General features: G+C 69.7%; 20 protein-coding genes. 13 read left to right on the top strand and 7 right to left on the bottom strand.

Annotated features, from left to right (window positions below; translation table 11 throughout):
- Positions 1-14: 14 nt before the first annotated feature.
- The 5 genes from SACE_RS12125 to SACE_RS12105 form a co-directional block, all read right to left on the bottom strand.
- Positions 15-881, bottom strand: a complete 867-nt coding sequence (locus SACE_RS12125; protein ID WP_009947257.1) for an SAM-dependent methyltransferase — start codon at positions 879-881, stop codon at positions 15-17.
- Positions 882-1,494: 613 nt separating this feature from the next.
- Complete coding sequence (locus SACE_RS12120; RefSeq protein ID WP_173401306.1) at positions 1,495-1,944, bottom strand: DUF6653 family protein; 450 nt, start codon at positions 1,942-1,944, stop codon at positions 1,495-1,497.
- Between the two features lie 306 nt (positions 1,945-2,250).
- The gene (locus SACE_RS12115; protein WP_009947260.1) at positions 2,251-3,030 is read right to left on the bottom strand and encodes a S1 family peptidase; all 780 of its coding nucleotides are present in this window, start codon (positions 3,028-3,030) and stop codon (positions 2,251-2,253) included.
- A gap of 70 nt (positions 3,031-3,100) precedes the next feature.
- On the bottom strand, positions 3,101-3,928 hold the full coding sequence (locus tag SACE_RS12110; protein WP_011873697.1) for a helix-turn-helix domain-containing protein: 828 nt from the start codon (positions 3,926-3,928) through the stop codon (positions 3,101-3,103).
- A gap of 451 nt (positions 3,929-4,379) precedes the next feature.
- Complete coding sequence (locus tag SACE_RS12105; RefSeq protein WP_009947263.1) at positions 4,380-5,348, bottom strand: PDR/VanB family oxidoreductase; 969 nt, start codon at positions 5,346-5,348, stop codon at positions 4,380-4,382.
- 1,175 nt (positions 5,349-6,523) lie between these two features.
- On the opposite strand from SACE_RS12105, the gene SACE_RS12100 reads away from it, so the two are divergent.
- The 10 genes from SACE_RS12100 (at position 6,524) to SACE_RS12055 (ending at position 20,685) form a co-directional block, all read left to right on the top strand.
- Positions 6,524-8,803, top strand: coding sequence for a YncE family protein (locus tag SACE_RS12100; protein WP_009947264.1), 2,280 nt, complete (start codon positions 6,524-6,526; stop codon positions 8,801-8,803).
- 125 nt (positions 8,804-8,928) lie between these two features.
- On the top strand, positions 8,929-10,695 hold the full coding sequence (locus tag SACE_RS38150) for a copper resistance CopC family protein (RefSeq protein ID WP_009947266.1): 1,767 nt from the start codon (positions 8,929-8,931) through the stop codon (positions 10,693-10,695).
- Between the two features lie 34 nt (positions 10,696-10,729).
- Positions 10,730-12,532: a PepSY-associated TM helix domain-containing protein gene (locus SACE_RS12090; RefSeq protein ID WP_009947268.1), complete on the top strand. Its 1,803-nt coding sequence runs from the start codon at positions 10,730-10,732 to the stop codon at positions 12,530-12,532.
- Between the two features lie 137 nt (positions 12,533-12,669).
- Positions 12,670-13,686: a lytic transglycosylase domain-containing protein gene (locus tag SACE_RS12085; protein ID WP_009947269.1), complete on the top strand. Its 1,017-nt coding sequence runs from the start codon at positions 12,670-12,672 to the stop codon at positions 13,684-13,686.
- 11 nt (positions 13,687-13,697) lie between these two features.
- A complete protein-coding gene (locus tag SACE_RS12080) occupies positions 13,698-14,285 on the top strand; it encodes a DUF2231 domain-containing protein (RefSeq protein WP_009947271.1) in 588 nt (195 codons plus the stop codon).
- Between the two features lie 25 nt (positions 14,286-14,310).
- Complete coding sequence (locus tag SACE_RS12075; RefSeq protein ID WP_009947272.1) at positions 14,311-14,739, top strand: Rieske (2Fe-2S) protein; 429 nt, start codon at positions 14,311-14,313, stop codon at positions 14,737-14,739.
- Positions 14,740-14,836: 97 nt separating this feature from the next.
- Complete coding sequence (locus SACE_RS12070) at positions 14,837-15,547, top strand: DsbA family protein (protein ID WP_009947273.1); 711 nt, start codon at positions 14,837-14,839, stop codon at positions 15,545-15,547.
- A 673-nt stretch (positions 15,548-16,220) separates the two neighbouring features.
- Entirely contained in the window at positions 16,221-18,935 is a 2,715-nt protein-coding gene (locus tag SACE_RS12065) for a cation-transporting P-type ATPase (protein WP_009947274.1), read from the top strand.
- Positions 18,936-19,033: 98 nt separating this feature from the next.
- Complete coding sequence (locus SACE_RS12060) at positions 19,034-19,873, top strand: universal stress protein (protein ID WP_009947276.1); 840 nt, start codon at positions 19,034-19,036, stop codon at positions 19,871-19,873.
- Positions 19,870-20,685: a universal stress protein gene (locus tag SACE_RS12055; RefSeq protein ID WP_009947278.1), complete on the top strand. Its 816-nt coding sequence runs from the start codon at positions 19,870-19,872 to the stop codon at positions 20,683-20,685. The genes SACE_RS12060 and SACE_RS12055 overlap by 4 nt, the downstream gene beginning before the upstream one ends.
- 10 nt (positions 20,686-20,695) lie before the next feature.
- Here the strand turns inward: SACE_RS12055 and SACE_RS12050 are convergent, their stop codons facing one another.
- Positions 20,696-21,583: a universal stress protein gene (locus SACE_RS12050; RefSeq protein WP_009947279.1), complete on the bottom strand. Its 888-nt coding sequence runs from the start codon at positions 21,581-21,583 to the stop codon at positions 20,696-20,698.
- A gap of 450 nt (positions 21,584-22,033) precedes the next feature.
- Entirely contained in the window at positions 22,034-22,522 is a 489-nt protein-coding gene (locus SACE_RS12045) for a hypothetical protein (RefSeq protein WP_009947280.1), read from the bottom strand.
- 713 nt (positions 22,523-23,235) lie between these two features.
- Between SACE_RS12045 and SACE_RS12035 the strand changes: the two genes are divergently transcribed.
- The 3 genes from SACE_RS12035 (at position 23,236) to SACE_RS12025 (ending at position 24,460) form a co-directional block, all read left to right on the top strand.
- On the top strand, positions 23,236-23,424 hold the full coding sequence (locus SACE_RS12035; protein WP_009947282.1) for a ubiquitin-like protein Pup: 189 nt from the start codon (positions 23,236-23,238) through the stop codon (positions 23,422-23,424).
- Entirely contained in the window at positions 23,421-24,128 is a 708-nt protein-coding gene (locus tag SACE_RS12030) for a phosphoribosyltransferase (protein ID WP_009947283.1), read from the top strand. The genes SACE_RS12035 and SACE_RS12030 overlap by 4 nt, the downstream gene beginning before the upstream one ends.
- 89 nt (positions 24,129-24,217) lie before the next feature.
- The gene (locus SACE_RS12025; RefSeq protein ID WP_011873694.1) at positions 24,218-24,460 is read left to right on the top strand and encodes a DUF1918 domain-containing protein; all 243 of its coding nucleotides are present in this window, start codon (positions 24,218-24,220) and stop codon (positions 24,458-24,460) included.
- Positions 24,461-24,558 lie beyond the last annotated feature (98 nt).

Below are 24,558 nucleotides of genomic sequence, written 5' to 3'. Positions count from 1 at the left end.
CCGTTGCCCTGCGGTCAGATCTTCTCGGCACAGGCCGAGCGTTCCACCTCGCTCGCGGTCAGCTCGCGACATGTCGGGTGCAGGTAGCGTTCGGCGAACTCGCGCGGGCCGGCGTCGTCGGTCAGCCGCCAGCCGTACTCGGACAGGAACTCGGCGACCTCGTCGGGATCCATCCCGAAGCCCCACAGCCTGCGCTTGACGACGTATTCCCGATACAGCGCCTCCCCACCATAAAGCTCCGTCCCGTCCAGGAAATCCCGGCGCACATAGGTGAAGACCAGTCGGCTGCCGCTCGCGGCCGCAGCGAGGGTGCCGAGAGTCCGGCGCACCGCAGTCTCGGTCAGGTACTGCGTGACGGCCTCCCACACGAATGCGGTCGTGTCCTCGTTCCGATGGCCGTGTTCGGTGAGCACCTGGTTCAGGTCACCGGTCTCGAAGTCGATCGGCACCAGCCTGACGTGATCCGGCACCTCGCCGTAGAGCCTTTGCAACACCGCCCGCTTGCGGCTGATGTTCTCCGGCAAGTCGACCTCGTAGACCACGATGTTCGACAGCCACGGCAAGCGGTAGGCGCAATCATCCAGCCCCGCCCCCAGGACCACCACCGCCTCGATCCCGGCACGGACCGCGCCGCGGATCTGGTCGTTGATGTAGCGCTTGCGGCACAGCATGCTCGCCCACAGGCCCGGAATCCGCTTCTCCGCGGCGTTGACCACCAACCGCCGCACCAGCGGAATGCTCGTGAGCGTGGCGATCATCCTCCCCGACGCCGGGAGCATCCAGTAGGCCACGTCGGACCGCACGAGCGGGATGTCCTCGTGCTGGTCGATCGCCACGATGGCCACCGGACCAACCGCGGTCTGCGCCACCGGGTCGTCCATGCTCGCACTTCCTTCCTATGTTCGTCCCATCAGGCATTCGAAGTCGCGTGAAAGGCCCGCTGAGGCTTCGGTTTCCACGTCAGCCAAGACGTGCGCTCGCGCGCCGAGCGGGTTGTTCCCCGATCACCAGATGTCCTGCCGAAGAAATGACCTGCGGCTCGATCCCGAGGGTGTCGCGAACCGCCGGCACGAGAGCGCGCACCGGGAGTGACACGTCGGGGTCCCCGACGAGGACGGACCGGTCCACGTCGCGAGCACCGATCCGAGCCTTGCCCGAGTCGGTGCTGGTGCGGACGTGCTTGGCCCCCGTACCACTGCAGTCGAGCACCCCGCGGAATCCGCTCTGCGCTGCTCAATCCCGGTTGACCGGGAAGGTCTGCGACGACGACCCGGGCACGCGCGCACAACGCGGTCGCCAGCGGGAGACACGTGGCGGCGCTGAAGTTCTTGCCCGGAAGGAACACGACCGTGCGACCGCTCTCTCCGGCCATGACCACGTGTGTGGCAACGCCCCGCACCGCGAGCATCCGGCGGGTGTGCGGAATGTGCCACTGGTCGAGCCGATCGCTGCACCAGCGAGCGATCTCCTGCTGTCCCGCCCGGGTCCGGTAGATCAGCTCCACCAGCCCTCCCCGGCATCGCGGTGCGCCTCGAAGTAGCGCGCCATGAGCTCCCAGTACACGAGCAACAGCAGCATCTGGGCAACGGTCGCCGCACCAGCGGGGACCGGACGGCGCCGCCTGGCAGCGACCAGCGCGACCAGTCCCGCACCGGTGGCCGCGGCGTTCACGGCCAACGCCGCGTCCTTGGGACGGGCGACGATCCACAGCTCCTCACCCAGCATGGCCCTCGTCGCCCACGCTCGCTGGTCAGCGGGCGCGGGGAAGACGACCGGGTTGAGCGCGAACCACACGCCGACGACCACGGCGTGCCGCCGGCTCCGCGTCCACACCGGAACCAGGACCACAGGCGCGGTCAACCAACGGGACCACGCGCTCCAGGGATTCGAATGCCGAGCGAACACCGCGCGGCGAAGGCGAGCGAACAGCCGTGCTGATCTCATCAGCGAATGCTCCATCCAGAAGACCGGTCAACAACACGCCGACCAGACTTCCCGGCACACCGCCGATCACCGTACGCCTCCAGGGCTGCCCCCACCAGTCCCCTGCCGCCTCCACGCCGTCCGACGAGTCCCGGCGACGCCAACCACTCCGAGGCCCGCGAGCCCGGAGCCGCATCTGGTTCATCTCTGACGGCGACGTCGTCGGCGCCATCGCGGCCGTCCGCCAGGACAGATCGTCCGGCCCCGCCGGCCGCCCCTGGTCGCCGATGAGCGGAAGACCCGTGCGATGTGGCATTGCAGACTTGTTCAGCGCGCGGTCTGCTCGATCCAGTCCCGATAGGCGGTGGCATCGGTGTAGATCGAGGGGCCGGCGCCGCAGACCGGGACGGCCGCGCCGAGCCGGCTGGTGACGCCTGTGAGCCGCCACGCGTCGGGTCCGCCTTCCATCTGCGGGCCGCCGGAGTCGCCGAAGCAGGCGTTGCCGGACAGCAGCTCCTTGCTGCCGGTGCAGATCTCGGTCGGGCCGTCGATTCCGCTCAACGAGCACGCTCCGTCGTCGACGACGCGGGTTGCGGTCTCCTGCAGCTCGGCGGGAGGTTCGCCGCAGCCGCGCAGCGGGCAGGTCAGGCCCCAGCCGATGATCCGCGACTCGGTACCAGCGGTCCCCGATGCCTTGGCGATCGGGATCGGTTCCTGCGGAACAGGTCTGTCCAGCTCGACCAAGGCGAGGTCGCCATTCGGCTGGCCGGCGGCGTAGGAGGGGTGCACGACGATCGTCGCCACGCCTGCGAGGGTGCCGCCGCTGGTGTGGTCGGCACTGCCGATGCGCAGCCCCAGATCGCGCGGTGCGGCGTCCTGGACGCAGTGCGCGGCGGTGAGCACCCACCGCTGGGCGATCAGCGAGCCGCCGCAGGTGTGCCTGCCCTCCCGCTGCAGGGAGGCCATCCACGGGTATTGCTCCGAACCACGGGCACCGCCGACGACGAGCGTGCCCGGATTCTCCGCGGCGCCGACCGGTGCGGGTGGTGCGCCCAGCGCGAGCACGAGCGAGGCCAGACCGCCGAACAGGGCGGAAGTCAGCTTCACGATCTCTCCTTCGTCTGGATTGCAAGCCCCGGGGTCCCGGGGACGGTGGGTACCGCGCCGTTGTGCGCGGTCAGTCGGCGACCGAGCGCGTCGCAACCTTGCCGGCGTGCCTGGCCGGCCGGGAGCGCAGGATCTCGCCGCATTGCGGCGGCCAGCGGCAGACGACCAGGTTGAGCGGGCTGCCGAACTGGCCCAGCAGAGCGTCGACGAATCGCTCGACCTGCATCGGTGTGAACTGCCCGACCCGCGCCAGGAAGAACACAACACCTCGGGTGGAGATCACCTGCAGCACGTGCACGTCGCCGAAGTAGTCGCGGAATCCCGTCATGAGGTTCCGCCGGGTGCTCTCCGGCCCCGGAGCGTGTGGCCGGGTCCAGGCCAGCCACAAGACGTCCGCGCCGGGAATCCACTCCTGGTCTTCGCCGAACAGGCGGGACCGCCGGGGTACGACCGCGGTCACCTGGGCCTGCTTCATCGTCTTCAGATACGCCTCGTCGACCAGCCCCCAGCGCGCCAGGTACTGCCCGGAGGTGCCCGGGGTGAGCAACACGCGGTGCTCGCGGTGCACGAGGTCGACCAGGGCCTGCCGGTTCCACAGCCGGTGGGCGAGGCCGTACTGGTCCGGTGCACCGGCGACGATCGCCTTGATCATCGCGGCCTGCTGGGCGGGGGTGAGGGCGAGTTGGTCGCCGGGTCGGCGGCCGCGCGGTCTGGGCCGCAGAGCACTCTCGCCGCCGCGCCGGTAGGCCCGCACCCACGCGCCGACCGTTTTCCGCGAGACGCCGAGCAGGTGGGCGACCTGAGCCTGCGAACTGCCCGATTCGACCGCGGCGACCGCACGTCTGCGCAACTCTTCGAGCGCTTCGGGCGAAAGCGCGCGTGCGTCGCGTTTGACCATCGTGATCGGTTCCTCGAGATCGGATGTGCGCCGTGCGATGAGCGAATCCCGGCGCGGGGGCGTGAGCGGGCGGTGGTCGGTCACCGCCCGGTAGGATCCGTGACCTTCCACGCAGCCTTTCCTCTGGTTTCCGCGCCGCACGTTCTCGTTTCGCTGGAACATCCGCGTTGTGCGTGGCGGAGTCGGTCTACGAGCGGCAGAACCGTACCTCGCACGACCTGATGACTTGGTTAATCACGGGTCACGGAAGGTGATTCCGGTGTAACCGTTCGCACTTCAGCTTTCCCGCTTTGGACGGATCCGGAACATTCCGGAAAGTTCTGCTCGGGCGCCGTGTGGAACTTGTTCGGACGCGGAACCGGCGTGGAGCTCGGGCGTGTTCCGGAGCAGTGCCGGTCCGGAACGGCGCGCCGCGAAGAGAGCGACGGGCCGCTGTGGCAGGCGGCGAGCGCTACAGATCCAGCACCAGCCGGCTCCCGCATGCCCGCGACACGCAGATCATCATCGTTTCGCCCGTCGCGCGGTCCGACGCGGTCAGCAGCGAGTCGCGGTGGTCCGGCGTGCCGTCGAGGACTCTGGTCTCGCAGGTTCCGCAGATGCCTTCGCGGCAGGATGACATCGCTGGTGCGCCCGCGTCCTCCACCGCGTCCAGGATCGAGCGGTTCTCAGGCACCCGGATGGTGATGCCCGAGCGGGCGAGCTCGACGTCGAACGCGGTGGCCGGGCCCGCGTCGGCCGGTGCGGCCGCGGCGAACCGCTCCACGTGCAGTGCGCTCCGCCAGCGGTGGCAGCGCTTCTCCGCCTCGGCAAGCAGGGATTCCGGGCCGCAGCAGTAGATCGCGGTTCCGCGCCCCGGCCGCTTGAGCAGTTTCCGCAGTTCGAGCGAGCTGCCGGAATCCGCCGGGCGCAGGCTGACCCGGTCGCCGAAGCGCGCGACGAGCTCGTCGGCGAACGGCATCGACGCCTGGGTACGACCGCCGTAGACCAGCCGCCAGTCCGCGCCGCGCTGCTCGGCGGCGGAGATCATCGGTAGCAAAGGGGTGATACCAATCCCCCCTGCGACGAACAGGTACCGCGGGGCCTCGACCAGTCGGAAGTTGTTCCGCGGCCCGCGCACGCGGACCAGATCGCCTGCGGCGAGTTCGTCGTGCACGTGCGCCGAACCGCCGCGCCCGGCCTGCTCGCGCCGCACGGCCACCTGGAAGACCGCGCGGTTCGCCGGGTCTCCGCACAACGAGTACTGGCGCACCAGGTTCTCGCGCAGCAACAGATCGATGTGCGCGCCGGGTGCCCATTCGGGCAGCGGTTCATCGCCGGGGTGGCGCAACGTCAGCAGCACCACCCCGTCGGCGATGACTTCCTTCTGCTCGAGAACCACCTCGAGCTCCACCTCTGTCGTGGACAGGACGGTCGCGGTCATCGTGGACCTCCTCAGCACGCGGGCGCGCAGGTCGCTCAGCGCAACCGGGTTCGCGTCGATTGATCGGATGGAACCGACATCGCCGGCTCGCACTTGGCGAATTTCTCGGTGAAAAGGCGGCATCGGCGTTGCCGGGCAGCATCGTGGCACAGCGGACGTGCCTCTGGCCAGCAGTGATCCGGTGCCGATGGGTACCTTCTGAACCTGGAATTCATGACTCTGCAACAATTACCGAAGAAGGCGTTGTGGCTGCTGGCGAGCGGTTTCGGGCGACGCTTTCGCAAGGTCCCCGGACGGCTGCTCCGACCGTGTCGTCGCGGAACTCGAACCAAATGGTTCACATGCCCCGCACTGTCTCATGCAGCCTTGAACTGGGCCTCACCGCCAGCCGGAGAACGCGACGACGGTCACCTGTTTCACCCAGGTATCCGCGGTCGGCGCCCACTCACGCGCCGACATCACTTCCGGGACCCGCCCCAGAAAGAGGAAGTTTTAATCCGTCGAGATACGGCGTTGACGTTGCAGAGACGGACGCGACACGAGCACTGACGCGGGATGCTGCCGGGTGAGTTCGACTTGGCCATGCAGGAACGCGGAAGGGCGAACAGCGGACCACGCTGGGTCGATGCGCCAGGTCATGATCGTGCCCGCGAGGAGTCTGTCCTGCTACGGGAAGGCCGTCGTCACCACGGCGCACGTCCGCGCGGGCGAAGGGCCGTCTCCAGATCACGCTCGGTCCCGCTGCCCGGAAACGAAGTGGAATCCACCGGATGCGTGAGCCTTGCAACACGCTCGGAATTCCAGTGCCGAGCGCGCTGCATGCCACCGGAGGGGAAGCATTTGCCCGAAGTACGCAGTGCGATTTCACCGCGAAGGCGAACCCGGCAGCGAGGGCGCCTTTACACGCGATTAACCGTTCTTTCCTTTCGCAGTGGATCAACCCGTGCTCTACTTTGCGTCGTTCGACTCGTTCGAACGGTGCCGCCGGAAAAACGGCGAGGCCGGAAATCCACGCGTTTGGTTTGGAGAGGTCCGCGGATCGAAGGTGCGCGGAGTTCTCCGGCGGCGCGCGGCTTTCACCGACGGCTCCAGGGTCGCACGGAACAGAGAGGAACCTCATGTCCGCAGAATCTCCACCGGGATCCCGGAAGGGGAGAAGGGCGCTCAAGGCGTCCTTGTCCCTGGCGGTCGCGGCGGCCAGCACGGCGACGGTCGCCGTGATACCTGCTCAGGCCCAGACACCGGTCGGTGTTGGCCCGCTGCCGATCACCTTCGACATCAAGGACGACAACGGCAAGTGGTTCGACTCCGGGCTCAACCTGTTCGGTAGCCAGTCGCTCGCGGTCGCCGAGCTGCCCCGCCTGGGGACACTGGCCGGCGGCGGTGGTGCCGTGGGCGGTGGTGCGCTGTCGTCGGCTCAGGCCGCGAGCCTGACCAACGCGGGTATCGCCGACTCGCTGACCGGGCTGGTGAAGGGAGCCACGCAGGCCGCGCCGAAGCTGGGCGAGACCGGGGTGAGCCTGCTCGACTCGCTCAACCTGGACAGCACCTTGGCGACGGTGCGGACGATCGGCGCGCAGAGGCCGGAGGCCAAGGCCAAGGCCGCCGAGGCCGAGAAGCTGATCGGCCGGTTCTCCCAACAGGTCGCTGCCATGCCGACCGATCAGCCGATCAACCTCGCCGAGCTGCCGGTCGGGCTCGATCTCCAGGGGCTGCTCACCGACCTGCAGCAATTCGCGGTCAAGGGCCCGCCGGTGACGGTGAACTTCCGGGTCGACCCGGCCAAGTCCGAGGGGCTGCGCGACCCGTTCGCACTCATCGCCCCCGAGGGTGCGAAGGGCTACCCCTTCGACGACAACAAGGGCGGGTTCTTCGGCGAGCAGTCCATCCAGCTCACCGAGCCCGGGCTGTACGCGTTCGCCGACCGGATCTCGCCGTACATGCTGGGCGCTGTCGTCGTCGACGACCCGCTCACCATCGGGCTGGACTTCGGCAAGAACCTCCAGGTCAACTCCCACGGGCTGACCGTTCCGTCCAATGCCGACATCGTGCAGCGGTTGGTGAACACCTTCTTCAACATCACCAACCCGAACAACTGGCAGCGGTTCAAGCCGGGCGAGGAGACCACCTGGAACCCGATCCAGCCTCCGGTACCGATCCTGCAGTACGACGCGGCGGGCAAGCCGGTGCTGATCCCGAACCTGGATGCCTACTTCGACAAGAAGTTCATGTACCCGAAGACGCTGAAGCCGGGCGACAAGGCACCGCCGAAGCCAGGCGTCGGCGAGGTCTGGATCGACACCGAGATGGAGGAGTGGGCCGGCAAGAACAAGGTCGGGTCCGCCACCAAGATCAACGCCGAGAACTGGTCGGTTGAGCGGAAGATCGGTGCTCCGGGCATCGACATGAACAACCCGCACAACATGTGGACGGACAAGAACTACAAGTACCTCTACCAGAGTGAGTGGTTCGACGACAAGGTGGACGTCTTCGACCGGGAAACCGGGCGGTTCATCCGGCAGACCCAGGTCGGGCACAACCCGGCGCACGTGATGACCAAGCCCGGCACCGACGAGCTCATCGTCGGGCTCAACGCCGGCAACGAGATCGTGGAGCTGGCCCCGGGTGGCACGCACGTCACCCGGAGGATCACGGTCAGCCCCTCGGGCGAGATCCGGCACCCGCACGCGCACTGGACCAGTGCCGACGGGAAGACGGTCATCACCCCGAACACGTTGACCAACAATGCCTCCGTGGTCGACATGGCCTCCGGGAACGTGCGCACCGAGCAGACCGGCCAGCTTCCGATCGCGACGAGCATGACCCCGGACAACGCCAAGGCGTACACGGCGGACTTCCTCGGTCAGAGCATCACCTGCATCTCGCTGAAGGACAACGCCTGCAACAAGGACGGCGAGAAGGTGCACAGCAAGCAGATCGACCTGTGGGAGAACTACAACCCGCTGACCGGTCCGAAGCAAGGCAAGCCGTTCGGTGGTCTGATGATCCAGCTGCCGGTGAGCCCGGACGGCAAGGCCCTGCTGGGAGCGAACGTGCTCTCCACGACGGTGTCGGTGGTCGATCCGAAGACCGACAGGGTCGTGAAGGATCTGCCGTGCACCGCCGGCTGCCACGGCATCAACTTCGGTGCCAAGCAGGGCGGTGGCTACTACGGCTACGTGTCCAACAAGTTCTCGAACGTCATCCAGATCATCGACGTCGATCCCAACGGGGACGGCAACATCGAGGATGCGGCGGTCGTCGGCCAGAAGACCATGGATGCGACCGCGGAGACGAAGATGGACGGCACCATCACCGGCCAGTCCGGTATGGGCGGCCAGGGCGTGCTGCCGGTTCCGCTGGTCTACAACGGCTGGGCGCAGCAGAACCAGGGCAAGTGGCGGGAGATGCTGACCTGCGAGCAGCTGAACCCGATCACTCCGGGCGCCTGCTGAGGTGAGCCGCGACCGGGGGCCGGGCCTTCCCGGTCCCCGGCCGCGGTCGCCCCGCCGAACTCCCCCGCAACTTCTCGCTGCACATCCGCGCATCACGTCCTCAGTGGACTCCCTGAGGTCTGGAGGTGACCATCCCCGTGACGATCGTCGACGAACGCCCGCAGCGGACCGACCGGCCAAGCCCGGCGCAGGGCCGCAAGGTCCTCGGCCTCCTGCTGGTGGTATTGGGCTGCTGGGCCACGCTGCTGATCTCCACCCCCGCGCAATCCGGTGACCCCGTGTTGCGCACCACCTCGCCGGGCAACTCCGAGACCGTCAAGTCACCGGACGATGTGGAGCTGACCTTCGACCGCCCGGTCCCCGCCGGCCTGGCCACCGTGCGGATCATCAACCCGCCCGGGGAGCAGGTCGTCTTCCGACGGCCGGTGAACCCACCGGACCGACCGGACACGATCTCCGTCCCAATGCCCAAGACCCGTTTCGGCGGCACCTACACCGTGGCGTGGACCCTGCCGTCACAACACCTGGAACCGCTCAGCGGGGCGTTCACCTTCGACGTGTTCCAGCCGACCTCCTCCGCCGGCGCTCCGGAGATCGAAACCCGCCGCGACCCGTTCATCGCCGCCTTCCACACCACCGCCCGCTTCGCGGCGGTCGCGGCGATGGCCGTGCTGATCGGCGCGGCGTTCTTCGTGGCCGCGCTCTGGCCCGCAGGCGCGGTGTTGCCGACCGTGCGACGCGTGGTCACCGGCGCGTGGATCGGGGTCGTGGTCTCGACACTGGCAGTGCTCGTCTCCTTCGGGCCCTACGCGGCGTGGGTGCCGCTGGGCGACGCGTTCGATCCGCAGCTGCTGTGGGGGACGCTGCGGTCCGACACCGGTGCGGGATTGCTGAGCAGGCTGCTGCTGCTCCTGCCGATCACGCTCGGCCTCGTCGAGCTCATGGCCGCACCGCCCGCCGAGCGGCAGCGCGAGCGGGCGCTGCGGGGCGGTGCGGTGCTCGGCTGCGGCGCGGCTCTCGCGGCGACCTGGAGTCTCGCGCGCCCGCATTCCGAGCTGACGCCGTTGTCCCTGGCCGTCGACGTCGTGTTGCTAATGTCGGCGGCGGTACCGGTGACCGGGCTGGGAATGCTCTGGTTGCTGCTAGGTGGCAAGGACCGCTCGGCACCCCACACCTACGTGCCGCGCTGGTCCCGCGCGACCGGAGCGTGCGCCGGTTCGCTCGCGCTCGTCGCGCTCTACCACCTCTGGCACAGCACCGACAGCACGGTACCCACTTCGCATACCTGGCTGCTGATCGGCCTGCTGGCATTGATCGGATTGCTCGCGGGCACGATCGCGGTGTTGCGCCTCCAGCTGCACCGACGCCCAGCCGAGCCACCCCAGTCCAAAGCGGACAGACGACGGAGCCCGGAGCTCACGCGCTACCGGAACCTGGCCGCCGGAGGCGCCGGTCTCGCCGCGCTCCTGCTGATCGCCACGGCACTGCTGGTCGTGACCCGGCCTCCGCACACCGCGCATGCCCAGCGCATCGAGCCAACGCCGTCCTCGCTGCGCCGTCAGCTGCCGCCGTTCCGGCTACCGTTCGACACCGGCAAGCCCGGTGGGAGCGGCGCGGTCGACCTCGTCCTGCTGCCCGGCGCGGACGGGCCGGACCGCGTGCACCTGGACACCCGCGTCTCGGTCCGCGGCGGTCCCGGCGATGTGGCCGTGACCGCGGAACTGCGCCGGCCCGGCCGCGCGCCGATCCCGGTACGGCTCACCGAAGCCGGGCCGGGCTACTCACGCGGCACGGCGACCGTGCCCGGGCACGGCGACTGGGAGCTCGCACTCACTCTGCGCGCCCCCGACGGGAGCCGGCAGACGGTGACCCAGCCCCTCGATGTCCGGTGAGCGGTCATCCGGCCGCCGTCCGAAGGAGTCCGCCTTGACCAGGACCACTACCGACCAGCAGACACGTCCACCGGCCCCGCCGCGCGACGCCGCGCTGAACACGCTGCGACTGCTGTCCCGGCGGGTGCACTTCCTGGCCGGGATCGTCGTCGCGCCGTTCCTGGTCGTCCTGGCACTGACCGGGCTGGTCTACGTGTTCAGCCCGCAGATCCACGAGAGCCTGTACCGCTCGCAGCTGTTCGTCGCCGAGGTCGACGGCATCCCGGCACCGGTGTCCGAGCAGGTGCGCGCGGCGCTGGACGCCCATCCGGAGGCCACGCTGCGCTCGGTGATCCCGCCGCCGGAACCGGACCGCACCACGCAGGTCCAGCTCGCGGTGCCAGGCCTGGACGCCGAGCAGAGCCGGACGGTGTTCGTCGACCCTTACACCAACTTCATCAACGGCGAGATGAACACCGACGGGCACCGCACTCCGGCCAACATGTGGCTGCGTGAACTGCACAGCAACCTGCACCTGGGCGAGCCGGGCCGGGTGTACGCGGAGCTCGCCGCGACCTGGCTGCCGCTGATCGTGCTGGGTGGGCTGGTGCTGTGGCTGGCGCAGCCGCGCGGGCGCCGCGGCCCCACCACACGGGACCTGCTGGTGCCGTGGTCGCGGTCGGCGAAGGGGTGGATGCGCCTGCGCTCGGTGCACGGAGCGCTCGGGCTGTGGCTGGGCGTCGGGCTGCTCGCACTGGGACTGTCCGGGCTGGGCATCTCACAATTCGCCGGGGGCAGGGCCGACCAGGCGGCCGATCCGGCGCACTTCCGGGACCACGCGCTGGTGTCGGACCCGGTGGAGCTGCCCGCCGACCCCACGCGGGATGCCGAGCCGCCGGGGATCGCACTGCCCGTGCCGCAAACTCCCGCACCGCGACCGGAACCGGCGCCGCGGATACCGGTCGCCGAAGAGCCGGCGGCCGAGGAACCGGCCGCGCCGTCACCGGAACCGCCGGATGAGCCCGAGCCCCCCGCGCCGACCCGAACGTCCACACCAGACGCTCCAGCACCGACACCCCCGCCCGCTCCACCGACGACCACCGAACAGCCCCCTCCCCCGGAAAGCCCTGCCCCACCTGCCGACGACGTCCCGCCACCGGTGACCACGCCGCCACCGGACAGCACCCCAGCACCGGTGCCGACCCTCCCGCTGCCGCTCATCCCCTCGCTGGGGGTGGAACTCGCGGCTCACACCACGGAATTCGAGCCGGCTCCGATGCGCCCGCAGTCCGCCGGAGACGAGCGGATCGGCATCGACCGGGCGCTGGCGGTCGCCCGCGCCGAAGGGCTGACCGGCGAGCTCGTCGTCACCCCGCCGCACGGGGCCGACGGCGTGTTCAGCGTGGCCGAGCGCTCCAACGGTGTCCCGGTCCAGCGCGACCGCGTCGCAGTCGACCCCTACAGCGGCAAGGTGGTGGAGCGGGTCGGCTGGGAGGACTTCTCGTTGGTGGCGAAGGCGACCACGCTGGCCGCCGAGTTCCACACGGGCACGCTGTTCGGCCTGGCGAACCAGATCCTGCTCGCGCTCCTCGCCGTCGGCCTGCTCGTGCTGATCGGCCTGGGCTACCGGATGTGGTGGGTGCACAACCCGTACCGCGGCCGGTGGGCCACCTTGCCGCCGCCGGTGTGGCGACAGCTACCGCGCCCCGTCCTGGCAGCCGCGCTGGTGTCCGTTGCGGCGCTCAGCTGGGCCATGCCGCTGTTCGGGCCGAGCCTGCTGCTGTTCGTGCTCGTCGATGCCGTGATCACCGCCGGGCTGCGGCGGCGGCGCGCGGGTGCGGCGGCGGCGCGCGGGTGACATCGCAACGTCGAGAGGAAGGGTTGATCGTGGACTGCCGGAAACCAGCCCGGCCACAGGGCCCGCGCGGCCGACTCCCCCGCGGGTTCCTCGCGGAGGGGACCAACCACCGCGAACGCCTCCGGAACCGATCGCTCGTGCTGGCCGGTGCGCTCGTCCTGGCGGTGTACGCGACGCCGGAGGACAGCTACGAACGCATGCGCTCGGAACGCGACTCCGCCTCCGGCCTGCCCGCATCGGTGACGACCGCCCCGTTCGACCTCGAACTCCCGCCGGACCTGCCGCCCGCGGTCCGCGCTCCAGAGCAGCCGAGCGGAAGCGGGTCGACGGAGTTCGGGATCCCGCGCACGGTGCTGCGTGCCTACCAGCGCGCCGAGTCGGAGCGAGCGCTCGGCGATCCGGACTGCCACCTGCGCTGGTCTCTGCTCGCCGGGATCGGCCGGGTCGAGTCCCACCACGCGCGAAGCGGCGACGTCACAGCCGACGGCGACATGCGCACCCCGATCTACGGCCCGGAACTGGACGGCACCGGCGGGACCATGGCCATCCGCGACGGAGCCCGCTGGGCACGAGCCGCCGGTCCCATGCAGTTCATCCCGTCGACATGGGCGAACTGGGGAGCCGACGGCTCCGGCGACGGCCGCGTGGACCCGCAGAACGTCTACGACGCCGCGGTGGCCGCAGGCCGGTACCTCTGCGCGGACGGATCCGATCTGTCCACCGAGCACGGGATGCGACGGGCGGTCCTGCGCTACAACCACTCCGACGAGTACGCCAGAACGGTCCTGGCCTGGGCCCGCGCTTACGAGCGGGGCGGGCGGCCGGAACCGGACCGGCCGGGAAGCACCGCCGCGGCCGAACTGATCGCCGTGACGAGCCCGGCACCCGTCACCGAACCCGCACACGCACCAATTCCCGAACAACCGGAACCCGCGCCGCCGCAGGACAACGGCGGGTCCACACCACCCCCACCACCACCGGGTACCGCCGCGCCCCCGGAGGACCCCGCCCTGATCCCGCTGGTGCGCCCGATCGTCGACGTCGTCAACGGCGCCGTCCCGGGGCTCACCGGCCCGCTCCGGGACCTCGCGCCAACGCCCGCCCCACGACCTGCGAAGACCGACCGAGCCCCCGCGCTTCTCGACGAAGAATGAGGTGACTCGATATGCGCAGTCCCGCCGAATACGCGGCCACGACACTGCTCTCCGCCGCCAAGGCCCAGGTGGTCACGCCCTCAGCCTCCGCGCGAGGAACCCCTTCCGGGCTCGGACCGGCCACGATCGGCGGACTGCCCGCCCACCCCCTGATCGTGCACGTCCCGGTGGTGCTCATCCCGCTGGCGTCGCTCGCGCTTGTGCTTTCCGCGATCTGGCCCGCGGCACGACGGAAGCTGAGCTGGTTCACCCCGGCGCTGGCGCTGGTAGCGCTGGCGACGGTTCCACTCTCCACCGAATCCGGGGAGTGGCTGTCCGGGCAAGTGCGGTTCACCCCGCTCATCGAAGAGCACGAGGAACTGGCCGAAGGACTGCTGATCTGGATCACCGGGCTGGCGGCGTGGGCGCTGCTGGTGTTTGGCCTGGACACATGGGAGCGGCGGAAGAGTCGGGAGCTTCGATCGATGCTGCGGCGCGGCGTCGCCGTAGTGGCGGTGGTCGGCGCGCTCGCGCTCAGCGCCGGATCGGTCACCCAGATCTACCTGGTCGGAGAGTCGGGAGCCAGTGCGGTGTGGACCGGCACCGCCGCCGGCCGGTAACGGACACGACAACGGAGGAGAAGACATGGAGAACGCGAAGAACGTCCTCGGGCGCCGCGATGTGATCGTGAGCGCGGCGGGCGGTGTCGGGGTTTTCGCGCTCGCGTCCTGCGGCTCGGCGGAGGACACGCCGCCGGCCTCGGGTCCGGAGGCTGCGGCTCTGACGAAGCTGTCCGGCATTCCCGTCGGCGGCGCGGTCTCGGTGACCGGCCCGGACAACGAGCAGATCATCGTCGCGCAGCCGCAGCCGGGCACGGTTCGCGCGTTCAAGGCCGCCTGCACGCACAAGGGCTGCCCGGTCTCGGTCGCGCAGGCCGAACTGCACTGCCCTTGCCACGGCGCGAAGTTCGACTCCGCGACCGGGGAGGTGCTCAACGGCCCCGCCGAGGAGCCGCTCGCTCCGGTGCAGGTGCACCTCGATCAGCAAGGAACGGTGCGCACCGGGTCGGCCTGACCCGCATGTCAACGGGTCCGCGCGATGCCGGGTGAGGCCATCCGGCGCCGCGCGGACCTCCCGCGCTCCATTCGGAGCTGGCGAACTGTGGTGAGTGATGTCGAAGAAGTACGCGAAGCGCGGAATCTCGATCAACGCCGTTCTCACGGCCGTGGTGGTGCTCGTCGCGGTGTGCGTGATCGGCGGGGTGCTGCTGTTGCACGGCGCCGGACCCGGCACCGCGTCGGGCGCGAGCCTGCGCAAGCCCGGGAGCAACACCCTCACCGAGGCACCGGGCGAGAAAGTCACCGTGGTCGAGTTCCTGGACTACCAGTGCCCGTCGTGCGCCTCCTACTACGACAACGTGATCAAGCAGCTGGAGCAGGACTACACCGGCAGGATCGACTTCGTCACGCGGGACTTCCCGCTGCCGGTGCACGCACTGGCGGTGCCGGCGGCCAAGGCCGCGGAAGCCGCGGCGATGCAGGGCAAGTACCGGGAGATGTACCACGCGCTCTACGACGGCTACGAGTCGTGGGCGGTGGCCGCAGACGGGAGCAGCATCAGTCAGGACGTCTCGGCGGCGCGGGCGCGGTTCGACGAGTTCGCGATGCGGATCGGCCTGGACCTGGAGCGGTTCCACCGCGACATGGCCTCCCCGCAGGTCATGTCCAAGATCGAGCAGGACCGGTCGGACGGGGCGAAGGCCGGAGTGAACGGGACCCCGACCTTCTTCATCAACGGCGAGCTGTTCGAGCCTTCGGGGCGGACCTACGACGAGGTCTCCAAGCAGTTCCGCACGGAGATCGACGGCATCCTGGCGAGGTGAGCCCGGCCCAGGGCGTCCGCAGGCCCGCCCGCGGTGCGGTTCGGAGGTCCGTTGTTCGACGACGAGCGGATACTGCTGCTGGCCGGGTTCACCCTCGGGTTTGTTGCGGAGTGGCTGAGCACCTGCCTCGTGCGGGACAGCGCACGGATGCTGTTCATTCAGGCTTCCAGGGGTGCTGCGGGCAGGCACCCGGCGCGGCTTCGGACTGCTCAGCCCCGTCGTGGGGCAGCTCCCGCCAGTGATCCTGGTCTTGAACACCGGCAAGCGGCCCGGCTACCGACGTCGACGAGCCGTACGCGCCGGAAGCAACGGCTGCACCCGGGACCACACCCCGCTGGCACCAACTCCTCGATCACCACGACCATGCACCAACCACCACTGTCATACACGCCGATCATTCTGAAACGAGCGGTGAAGCACACGAACCGAGAAGTGCTTGTCGAGGGCCCAAAGCTTCCGATGTGTGGACGCCGGCGCTCCCGATTCGGCCAGCCGCAGGCCCCCGCCCGGCATGACGTCGGTCCCTGGCCACTGGCGTGCGGCGCGGGCAGGATAGGAACACCACCTCAGCTCAGGGGACGTTGATGAGTCGATGCGCCCGCAGCTGCCACCATGTCCCGAACGCCGCTCTCCGTAGGTACCGGGCCGGCATCGCGCGCGACGAGGTGACCTGATGCCCACGTCCGCGTTCCCCTCGACGATCGCGCACCACGGCCTCGCGGGCCACGAGGTGGTGCTGCTGCTGGAAACCGACCAGCACCGGGGGCTCACGAGCGCGCAGGTCGCCGAGCGCCTGGCACGCTTCGGACCGAACGCCCTGCCCGCCTCTCCGGGCACCGGGCTGCTGACGCGTGTCCTGCGCCAGCTCCACCATCCGCTGATCTACGTACTGCTCGCTGCCGGCGTGATCACGGCCGTCCTCGGCGAGTACACGGATTCGGCGGTGATCTTCGGTGTCGTGCTCGTCAACGCGATCGTGGGCTTCATCCAGGAGTCCAAAGCCGAAGCCGCACTCGAAGGTCTGCGGTCAATGGTGCGTACGCAGGCCAGTGTGATCCGAGATGGTGAGGAGCGGACGGTACCGTCCGGCGATCTCGTCCCCGGTGATCTCATCCTGCTGGAAGCGGGCGACAAGGTGCCGGCCGATGTGCGGCTGATGCGGTTGACGGAGCTGCGGGTGGACGAGTCCGCGCTGACCGGCGAGTCCGCCCCCGTGGCCAAGGACGGGGACGTGCTACCCGCAACGGTTCCGGTGGCCGACCGGTGCAACATGGCTTACTCAGGCACCCTGGTCACCTCGGGCAACGGGGCCGGGGTCGTGGTCGCGACCGGCGCGGAGACCGAGCTGGGTGAGATCCACCGCCTCGTGGGAGCCGCGGAAACGCTCGCGACCCCTTTGACGCAGAAGCTAGCCAGGTTCAGCAAGATCCTGACGGTCGGCATCCTCGTCCTGGCCGCGCTGACCTTCGCCGTGGGGCTGCTGCGGGGACATGACGCCGTGGAGATGTTCACCGCGGCGATCGCTCTGGCGGTCGGCGCGATCCCGGAGGGCCTCCCGGCGGCGGTCACGATCACCCTGGCCATCGGCATGGCTCGGATGGCGCGACGGCGCGCGGTCATCCGCAGGCTGCCCGCGGTGGAGACGCTGGGCAGCACCACGGTCATCTGCTCGGACAAGACCGGCACGCTCACCGAGAACGAGATGACCGTACGGATTGTGTGGACCCCGGACGGCCGGTTCGGGGTCACCGGGTCCGGCTACACCCCGGACGGTGTCCTGCACGATGCCGACGGCGCCCCGGTGCCCGCGGACACCAGCCAGGCCCTGCGCTGGTCGTTGCTGGCGGGCGCCGCTTGCAACGATGCCGCGCTGAGCGACCACGACGGGCGCTGGGAGATCGTGGGCGACCCCACCGAGGGCGCGATGCTGGTGGTGGCCACCAAGGCGGGCCTCGGCCCGAGACGGGTCCACGCGCTGCTTTCCCGGCTGGCGACGATCCCGTTCAGCTCCGAACGCCAGTACATGGCCACCCTGCACCACGACCCCGCGGCAGCGCATCCGGCCGACCGCGTGGTGCTGGCCAAGGGCGCCGTCGAGCGGATACTCGACCTCTGCGGAGGGCAGATGGACTCCGACGGCACTGTCCGGCCGCTGGAGCGCACCGCGGTGCTGCGGGCGGCCGACGACCTGGCCGGCCAGGGGCTGCGGGTACTGGCCACCGCCATCCGGCCCGCGACCGCGGAGGACGAGTTCAGCGAGGTCGCGCTCCCAGGAAGCCTGGTGCTGACGGGGCTGCAGGCCATGCTGGACCCTCCCCGAGCCGCCGCGGCGGCTGCCGTGGCGGCCTGCCACACCGCGGGCATCTCCGTGCGGATGATCACCGGCGATCATGCCGCCACCGCGACGGCGATCGCCGGTCAAGTCGGGTTGCTCGGCCATCACGACCGGCACTGCGTGCTGACCGGCACCGACCTGGCCGCACTGCCTGCCGAGAAACTACCGGACGCGGTCGACCGCGCGGCCGTCTTCGCCCGCATGTCCGCGGAGCAGAAGCTGCGGCTGGTGGAGGCGTTGCAGTCCGCAGGACACGTGGTCGCGATGACCGGCGACGGCGTCAACGACGCTCCTGCGCTTCGCCAGGCGAGTATCGGCGTGGCCATGGGACACAGCGGCACGGAGGTGGCCAAGGACGCCGCCGACATGGTCCTCACCGACGACGACTTCGCCACGATCGAGGCCGCCGTCGAGGAAGGGCGCGGCGTCTTCGACAACCTCACCAAGTTCATCACCTGGACCCTGCCGACCAACATCGGTGAGGGACTGGTCATCCTGGCCGCGATCGTGTTCGGTGCCGCGCTGCCCATCCTGCCGACCCAGATCCTGTGGATCAACATGACCACGGCCGTCGCGCTGGGCCTGATGCTCACCTTCGAACCCAAGGAAGCCGGGATCATGGCGCGACCGCCCCGCGACCCGGACCAGCCGCTGCTCACCCGGGCGCTGATGGTGCGGATCCTGTTGGTCTCCACCCTGCTGGTCGTCGGCTCGTGGTGGCTGTTCGAGTGGGAGCTCGCAGATGGAGCGAGCCTGGCCGAAGCCCGGACCGCTGCGCTGAACCTCTTCGTCGTGGTGGAGGCGTTCTACCTGGTCAGTTGCCGGTCCCTGACGCGGCCAGCGTGGCGAATCGGGCTGTTCTCCAACGGATGGATCATCGTCGGTGTCACCGTGCAGGCGATCGGCCAGCTCGTCATCACCTACCTGCCCGTCATGAACACCGTGTTCGACACCGCACCGATCGATGGAGGCGTGTGGCTGCGCATCCTGGCCATCGCCGTGGCCGCCGGCTTCGTGGTCGCCGTGGACAAGCGGGTACGGCGGTGGAGTTGACCGGGCAGCCCGGGCGCAAGGGCCAAGCGGCCGTACCCGGCGCGCGCCCGCCCCAGTACTGATAGCGGCGCACACAGCGTTCCCATGGGGGTGGGTCGATGGGGGTCGAGGCGCGCCTGGTGGCGGGGATGGACGGATCGGCGGACTCCGCCGACGCCGCGGCGTGGGCCGCCGACGAGGCCGTGCTGCGCCGAGCGCAGAACCTGTGCCTCATCCGGGTCATCCGCGGTCCGGCCGAGGAAGCCGAAGCATCCGCGGCGCTCGCTGAGCTCGCGGGCCGGCTGAGGAGTCGCCACCCCGTACTGGACATCTCGGTGCGGATCCCGCACGGCAATCCGGCCGAGGAACTGGTCAGCGCGTCCGGCGACGCGCAGCTCACGGTGGTGGGACCGCGCAGGCGAAGCAGTCTGAGCGCGGTACTGCTCGGTTCGGTCAGCACCAAGGTCGCCACCCACGCGCACGGCCCGGTCGTCGTGGTGCGAGGGCGCCCGACCGCAGGTCCTGTGGTCGTCGGGCTCGACAACTCACCGCAGAGCCGTCTTGCCTTGGGGTTCGCCCTCGACGCCGCCCACCGCTACGGCACCGGGCTGGTCGCGGTGCGGGTGTGGCCGGACGTCGGATACGCCCCGAGCGTGCCCACGCTGAACTTCGAGGCGATCGCGCTGCGGGAAGAAGCCCAGCGCGAGCTCTCCGACGGACTGCACGGCCGGACCGAGCAGTACCCCGACGTCGCGGTCCGCAGGAGCACGCCGCGAGGACATCCGGTGGCCGAACTCGTCGACGTGGCTCGTGATGCGCGGCTGCTGGTCGTCGGCCACCGTGGGCGAGGAGGATTCGCCGGGCTGATGCTCGGCTCGGTCGCCGCAGGCGTCCTCCACCACGCATCGTGCCCGGTGGCCGTGCTCCGCGGCGGAGTAGCCGAGGAGGAGGAAGGATGACGGACCGACCAGTCATCGCCGGGGTCGACGGCTCCGACGACGCCCTCAAAGCCGTCCGGTGGGCCACTTCGGAGGCGGCGAGGCGACACGCCCGCCTGACCCTGTTGCTCGTCAACGACGATCCCGCCCGGGCGGAGTATGCCCAGCAGGCGGTGCAGAAGGCGGCTCGGGCCTGCACCGCGCAGGAACCCGGCATCGAGGTCGTGTCCGAGGTCGCCGAGGGCCATCCAGTCGAGGAACTGCTGCGCCGGAGCGAACACGCCCAGATGCTCGTCCTGGGCGCCCGAGGCCACGGCGGCTTCACCGACGCCCTGCTCGGTGGTGTGAGCACGGCGGTGGCCACTCACGCCGCTTGTCCAGTGGTCGTCGTACGCAGGAGTATCCCGACCTCCGTCGGCCCCGTCGTCGTCGGAGTCGACGGTTCAGCCTCCAGCACGCGAGCACTCGAGTTCGCCTTCGAATCCGCAGCCCGGACGAGCGCCGAGCTGGTAGTGCTGCAGGCATGGCACGAGGAGGGGCTGCTCACGGAACTGATCCCGGCTCCTGACCCGGAGCAGGTCCAGCGGGAGGTCGAACGCTCGGTGACCGAACAGACCGCACAGCTACGCGAGCAGCACCCGCAGGTCCGGACACGGGAAGTCGTCCTACACGAGCATCCGGTCGCGGCACTGACCAACGCCGCTCGTGACGCGCGGCTGCTCGTCGTGGGACACCGCGGTCGCGGGGGCTTCGAAACACTGTTCCTGGGCTCGGTGGCCTCCGGAGTGCTGCACCACGCGCCGTGCCCGGTGGCCGTCGTGCGCATGCCGTAGAGCCAGAGCCTCACTTCGGTGCGCGTAGCACCGCGACCGGGCACGGAGACCTGTTGACCACGGCGTGACTCACCGAACCGAGCAACGTGCGCCGGACGGGACCGCGGCCGTGGCTACCCACGACCAGCAGACCCGCCTGCCCGGCCTGCTCCAGCAGCGCGTCAGCAGGCTTGTCCGGCGTCAACACCCGACGCACCGAGACATCGGGATACCGCTCGGCCCACCCCGCGACCGACTCTGCGAGGAGTTCCTCGGCCTGGGTGCGTGCGTCTTCGCGGACGCGATCCCAGTCCGGCACCCGCACGAACGGATCCGGGAGCAGGTCGCTCCACCCGTGCACGGCCACCAGCTCGGCGCCATGGCGGGAGGCGAAGTCATATGCGAATCCGATCGCGAGCGCGCTGTTCGCCGATCCGTCGACACCGACCACGACAGGCGCCGACGAGGCCGGCTGTACCCGGCCTCCCCGGACCACCACAACCGGAACGCCCGAGCGGTGGGACAGCAGTTCGGCCGAGGTCGAACCCACGAAGCTCAGGTCGTCCTCGACACGCGGACCACCCAGCACGAGCAGTTCCGCATCGGACGCCAAGCGCCTGAGCACCTCGACCGGGTCCCCGAACGCGAGCTCGCCGCGCACCTCGAGCCCGGGATAGACCTCCTCGCACGCGGCGACCATCTGCTCCAGTTCGCGTTCCAGGATCTCGCGCAGCGGTTCCCGAACACGGTTGTCGGCAGCCACCCGGATGGGTGCCTGCGCCACGAACGGCCACCCGACCGCGTGAGTGAGCAGCAGCGGGAGTCGCCTGCTCGACGCCTCCCGCGCCGCCCAGGCGGCGGCCTCGCGTGACCGCGTGGAACGGTCGAATCCCACGACGACCGGCTTGCGTCCCGCCACGGCCCTCCGCCTCCATCCATCGCACGCGACGGGTCCATGGTGGAGCGCGCACGACCGTCGGGCACACCGAGTGCAGGGGACGTTTCCTGTTCGACCTGGCGAGAGGATCTCGGTCGTTTGCGTCCTCAATCCGCGCGAGGCCGGGGTGCCGGGGCTCGCGGCTGGAACAGCCGAACCGCTGGCACACCGTCGAGATCCGGCGTCGGTGGCGCGGTCTTCCCCGTTGCGCGCAGGTGATCGCCACCGCAATGCCTGTCTACGACCAACGCGAACCTTGTCGGCCCTGGTTTCTCGCTCGCCAGGCACACGTCGCCGTACCGCCGGAAACGGCCGGGTGCGGCTGTGGCGTGAAGCCGATGACTCGTACGACGAACGAGGCAGACCCGATGCTGTTGCTGTTGATGGCCAAATCCACGCGCGTGGCCCATGAGCACGTACTCCGCGGGGCCTCTACCCAGGTGTGCTGGACACGGCAGGAGCTTCCTGCATCGCGACGAACTGCCCGTGCCAGGTGTGATACCAGACTGCTGCCGTCTGCGTGTTCACCGACATCATTCCGACGACCTGATCACCGCGGAGGGTGTGCAGAGTGTAATAGCCGGGGAACGCAGTTGGGTCGGCGGCGTGCAGGCCGGGAAAGTTCTGGGCCAGCCATCGATCGGCGATCCGCAGCGCTTGGTCGGGGCTCACCGACGACAAGCTGGATTGCGGCGTAGTGGCCATCATCCCGTACGTGGTGTTCCACATCATTGCCGGGCCCATCTCCAGTCGGACGAAGCCGCTGGTGGGGTCGATGAGGATCTCGGTGGCGCCACGGCCGTGCGGGTCCAGGAGCTCGGCGTAGTAGCCGTCGCTGAACTGCATGATCTCCCCGGTGCTCAGTCCCCTTTGCTGTGCGAACCGGTCCGCGGCCCGGCGAGCGTCGTCGAAGGAGCGCACTGGTCCATCTCCTGGCGTGTTCGGCACAATCCCACCTGGGCCTGGTGTCATGGGCGTTCCGCTCCAGCAGGGCCCATCGAGCGACCCGCGCAGGCCTTCGCCGCCTGCCACCCAGACGATCGAGGCGATCAGAGCCGCAATGGCGAGGACCAGCACGGACGCTGGGAACCAACGGTCACCGGGTACGGTCATCACGAAGATCCCGGACGCCGCTCGGCCAATGATTCTCGCGCCTGCCGAAAGGCGTCCGCGTCGATCTCTCCAGCTGCGAACCGCCGTCGCAGAATGTCCTCGGGTGTGTCCGGGCGGTCTTGCCGGTCATGCCACCGGCCCCCGCCCCGGGTCAACACGACAACAGCCCACACGATCAAGCCAAGCAGCACGAGCCAGATCACCGGCACGAACATCATCCACGCCGAGCCGGGCCCACAACCCCACATCATCGCGACCAACCTTCGACGCCTGTGATGCAGAGACTCGAGTGCACCGCTCCTGAGCACCAGAGTCCTTGGTCCCCGCTTGGCTCGATGCTCCTCGACGTGAGGCACGGGGGTGAGAACGATGGAGGCGTTCCACACCGGCCCCGTGGCCGCCGGGTATGACGGTTCGAAGGCCTCGCAGTGCGAGCGCCCCGTGGTGACGAAGTGCCCTGTCCATGCCCGATCGCCGTCGCGACCATTCGGCCGTGGCCGATCCGCACTCGGGAGGGATCAATGCGCCAGGAGAAGCCCAAGCGCCACGGCCGTGAGGACGACGAGCCGCCCGAGCCGGCGCCGGCCGGCCGAGCGCGGGACACCACCGTCGGCGACGACACAGATGAGCTGCTGGACGAGATCGACGGGGTCCTGGAGGAGAACGCGGTCGAGTTCGTGCGCTCATACATCCAGAAGGGCGGCGAATGACAAGCGGCGAGGGCTGCCACGAGGCGGTGGTGTTCGATGACCGCACCGACGCCGGACAGCGATTGGGGCACCGGTTGGCCCGGGGCACCTGGACGGATCCGGTTGTGCTGGGCGTGCCACGAGGCGGCATCGGGGTCGCGTTCGAAGCGGCCCGGATGCTGCGGGCCCCGTTGGACGTGATCGTGGTGCGCAAGCTCCACGTCGCACACCACCCGGAGATCAACCTGGGTGCTGTGGGCGAGCAGGACGTCCGCCTCATCGACGACGAGGTGCTGTGGCGCACCGGCGTCGGCGCGGACGAACTGGCCGACGCGGTACGCGACGCCCGAAGCGAACTCGCCCGGCTCGCCGATCTTTACCGAGGAAATCGACCCCGGACCGACGTGCGGGGGCGAACGGCGATCGTCGTCGACGACGGAATCAGGACCGGCTCCACCGCGCACACCGCCTGCCGCGTCGCCCACGAACTCGGCGCCGCAGAGGTGGTGCTGGCCGTACCCGTGGCGCCACCGCAGGCGCTGGAGCGCCTGGAAGAGGTCACCGACGAGCAGGTGTGCCTGGCCACGGTGGGTCCGGCCGAGCCCATCAGCCGGTCGTACCGCTGCTTCCCCCCGGTCCGCGACGCCGAGGTGAGCCGGCTGCTCCGCCGCGCCGTTCAGTCGCCGGGCGCAGGCGGTGCTCCGCAATCCCGAGACCTGCGCTGAGACGAGTAGCGGCACACCGGGCCGTTGTCCCCTACTCGGCGGCGGCCGGCCGTGGCGAGGCTGACCTCAGCAGGCCGAAGGAGCAGATCATGCGAGCACAAGTGGGCGACTGGCTGATCGTCGAAGGCGTCCACCTCGACGACCACCGCCGCAAAGGCCAGATCACCGAAGTGCGCGGCCCGGACGGAGAACCCCCGTACATGGTCCACTGGCTGGACGACGGCCACGTCAGCCTGTTCTTCCCCGGCCCCGACACCCATGCCGAGAAATCCCTTCCCCACCACCTGAAGCTTCCTCCGCGCGCATCGCATGCCGACGCGACCGGACGGTGACCCCGGGGGGTGCCCTGACGCACCGGCACGTCAACGTGCCGCTCCAGCGTGCCGGGAAGAGACTCGTTATGGGCGCGAGGCGTCGACGAAGGAGCACG

The organism is Saccharopolyspora erythraea NRRL 2338, from assembly GCF_000062885.1.
Taxonomy (GTDB): Bacteria; Actinomycetota; Actinomycetes; order Mycobacteriales; family Pseudonocardiaceae; genus Saccharopolyspora_D; species Saccharopolyspora_D erythraea.
The sequence above is the reverse complement of the archived record's forward strand: the minus strand, read 5'-3'. Positions and strand labels throughout refer to the sequence as shown.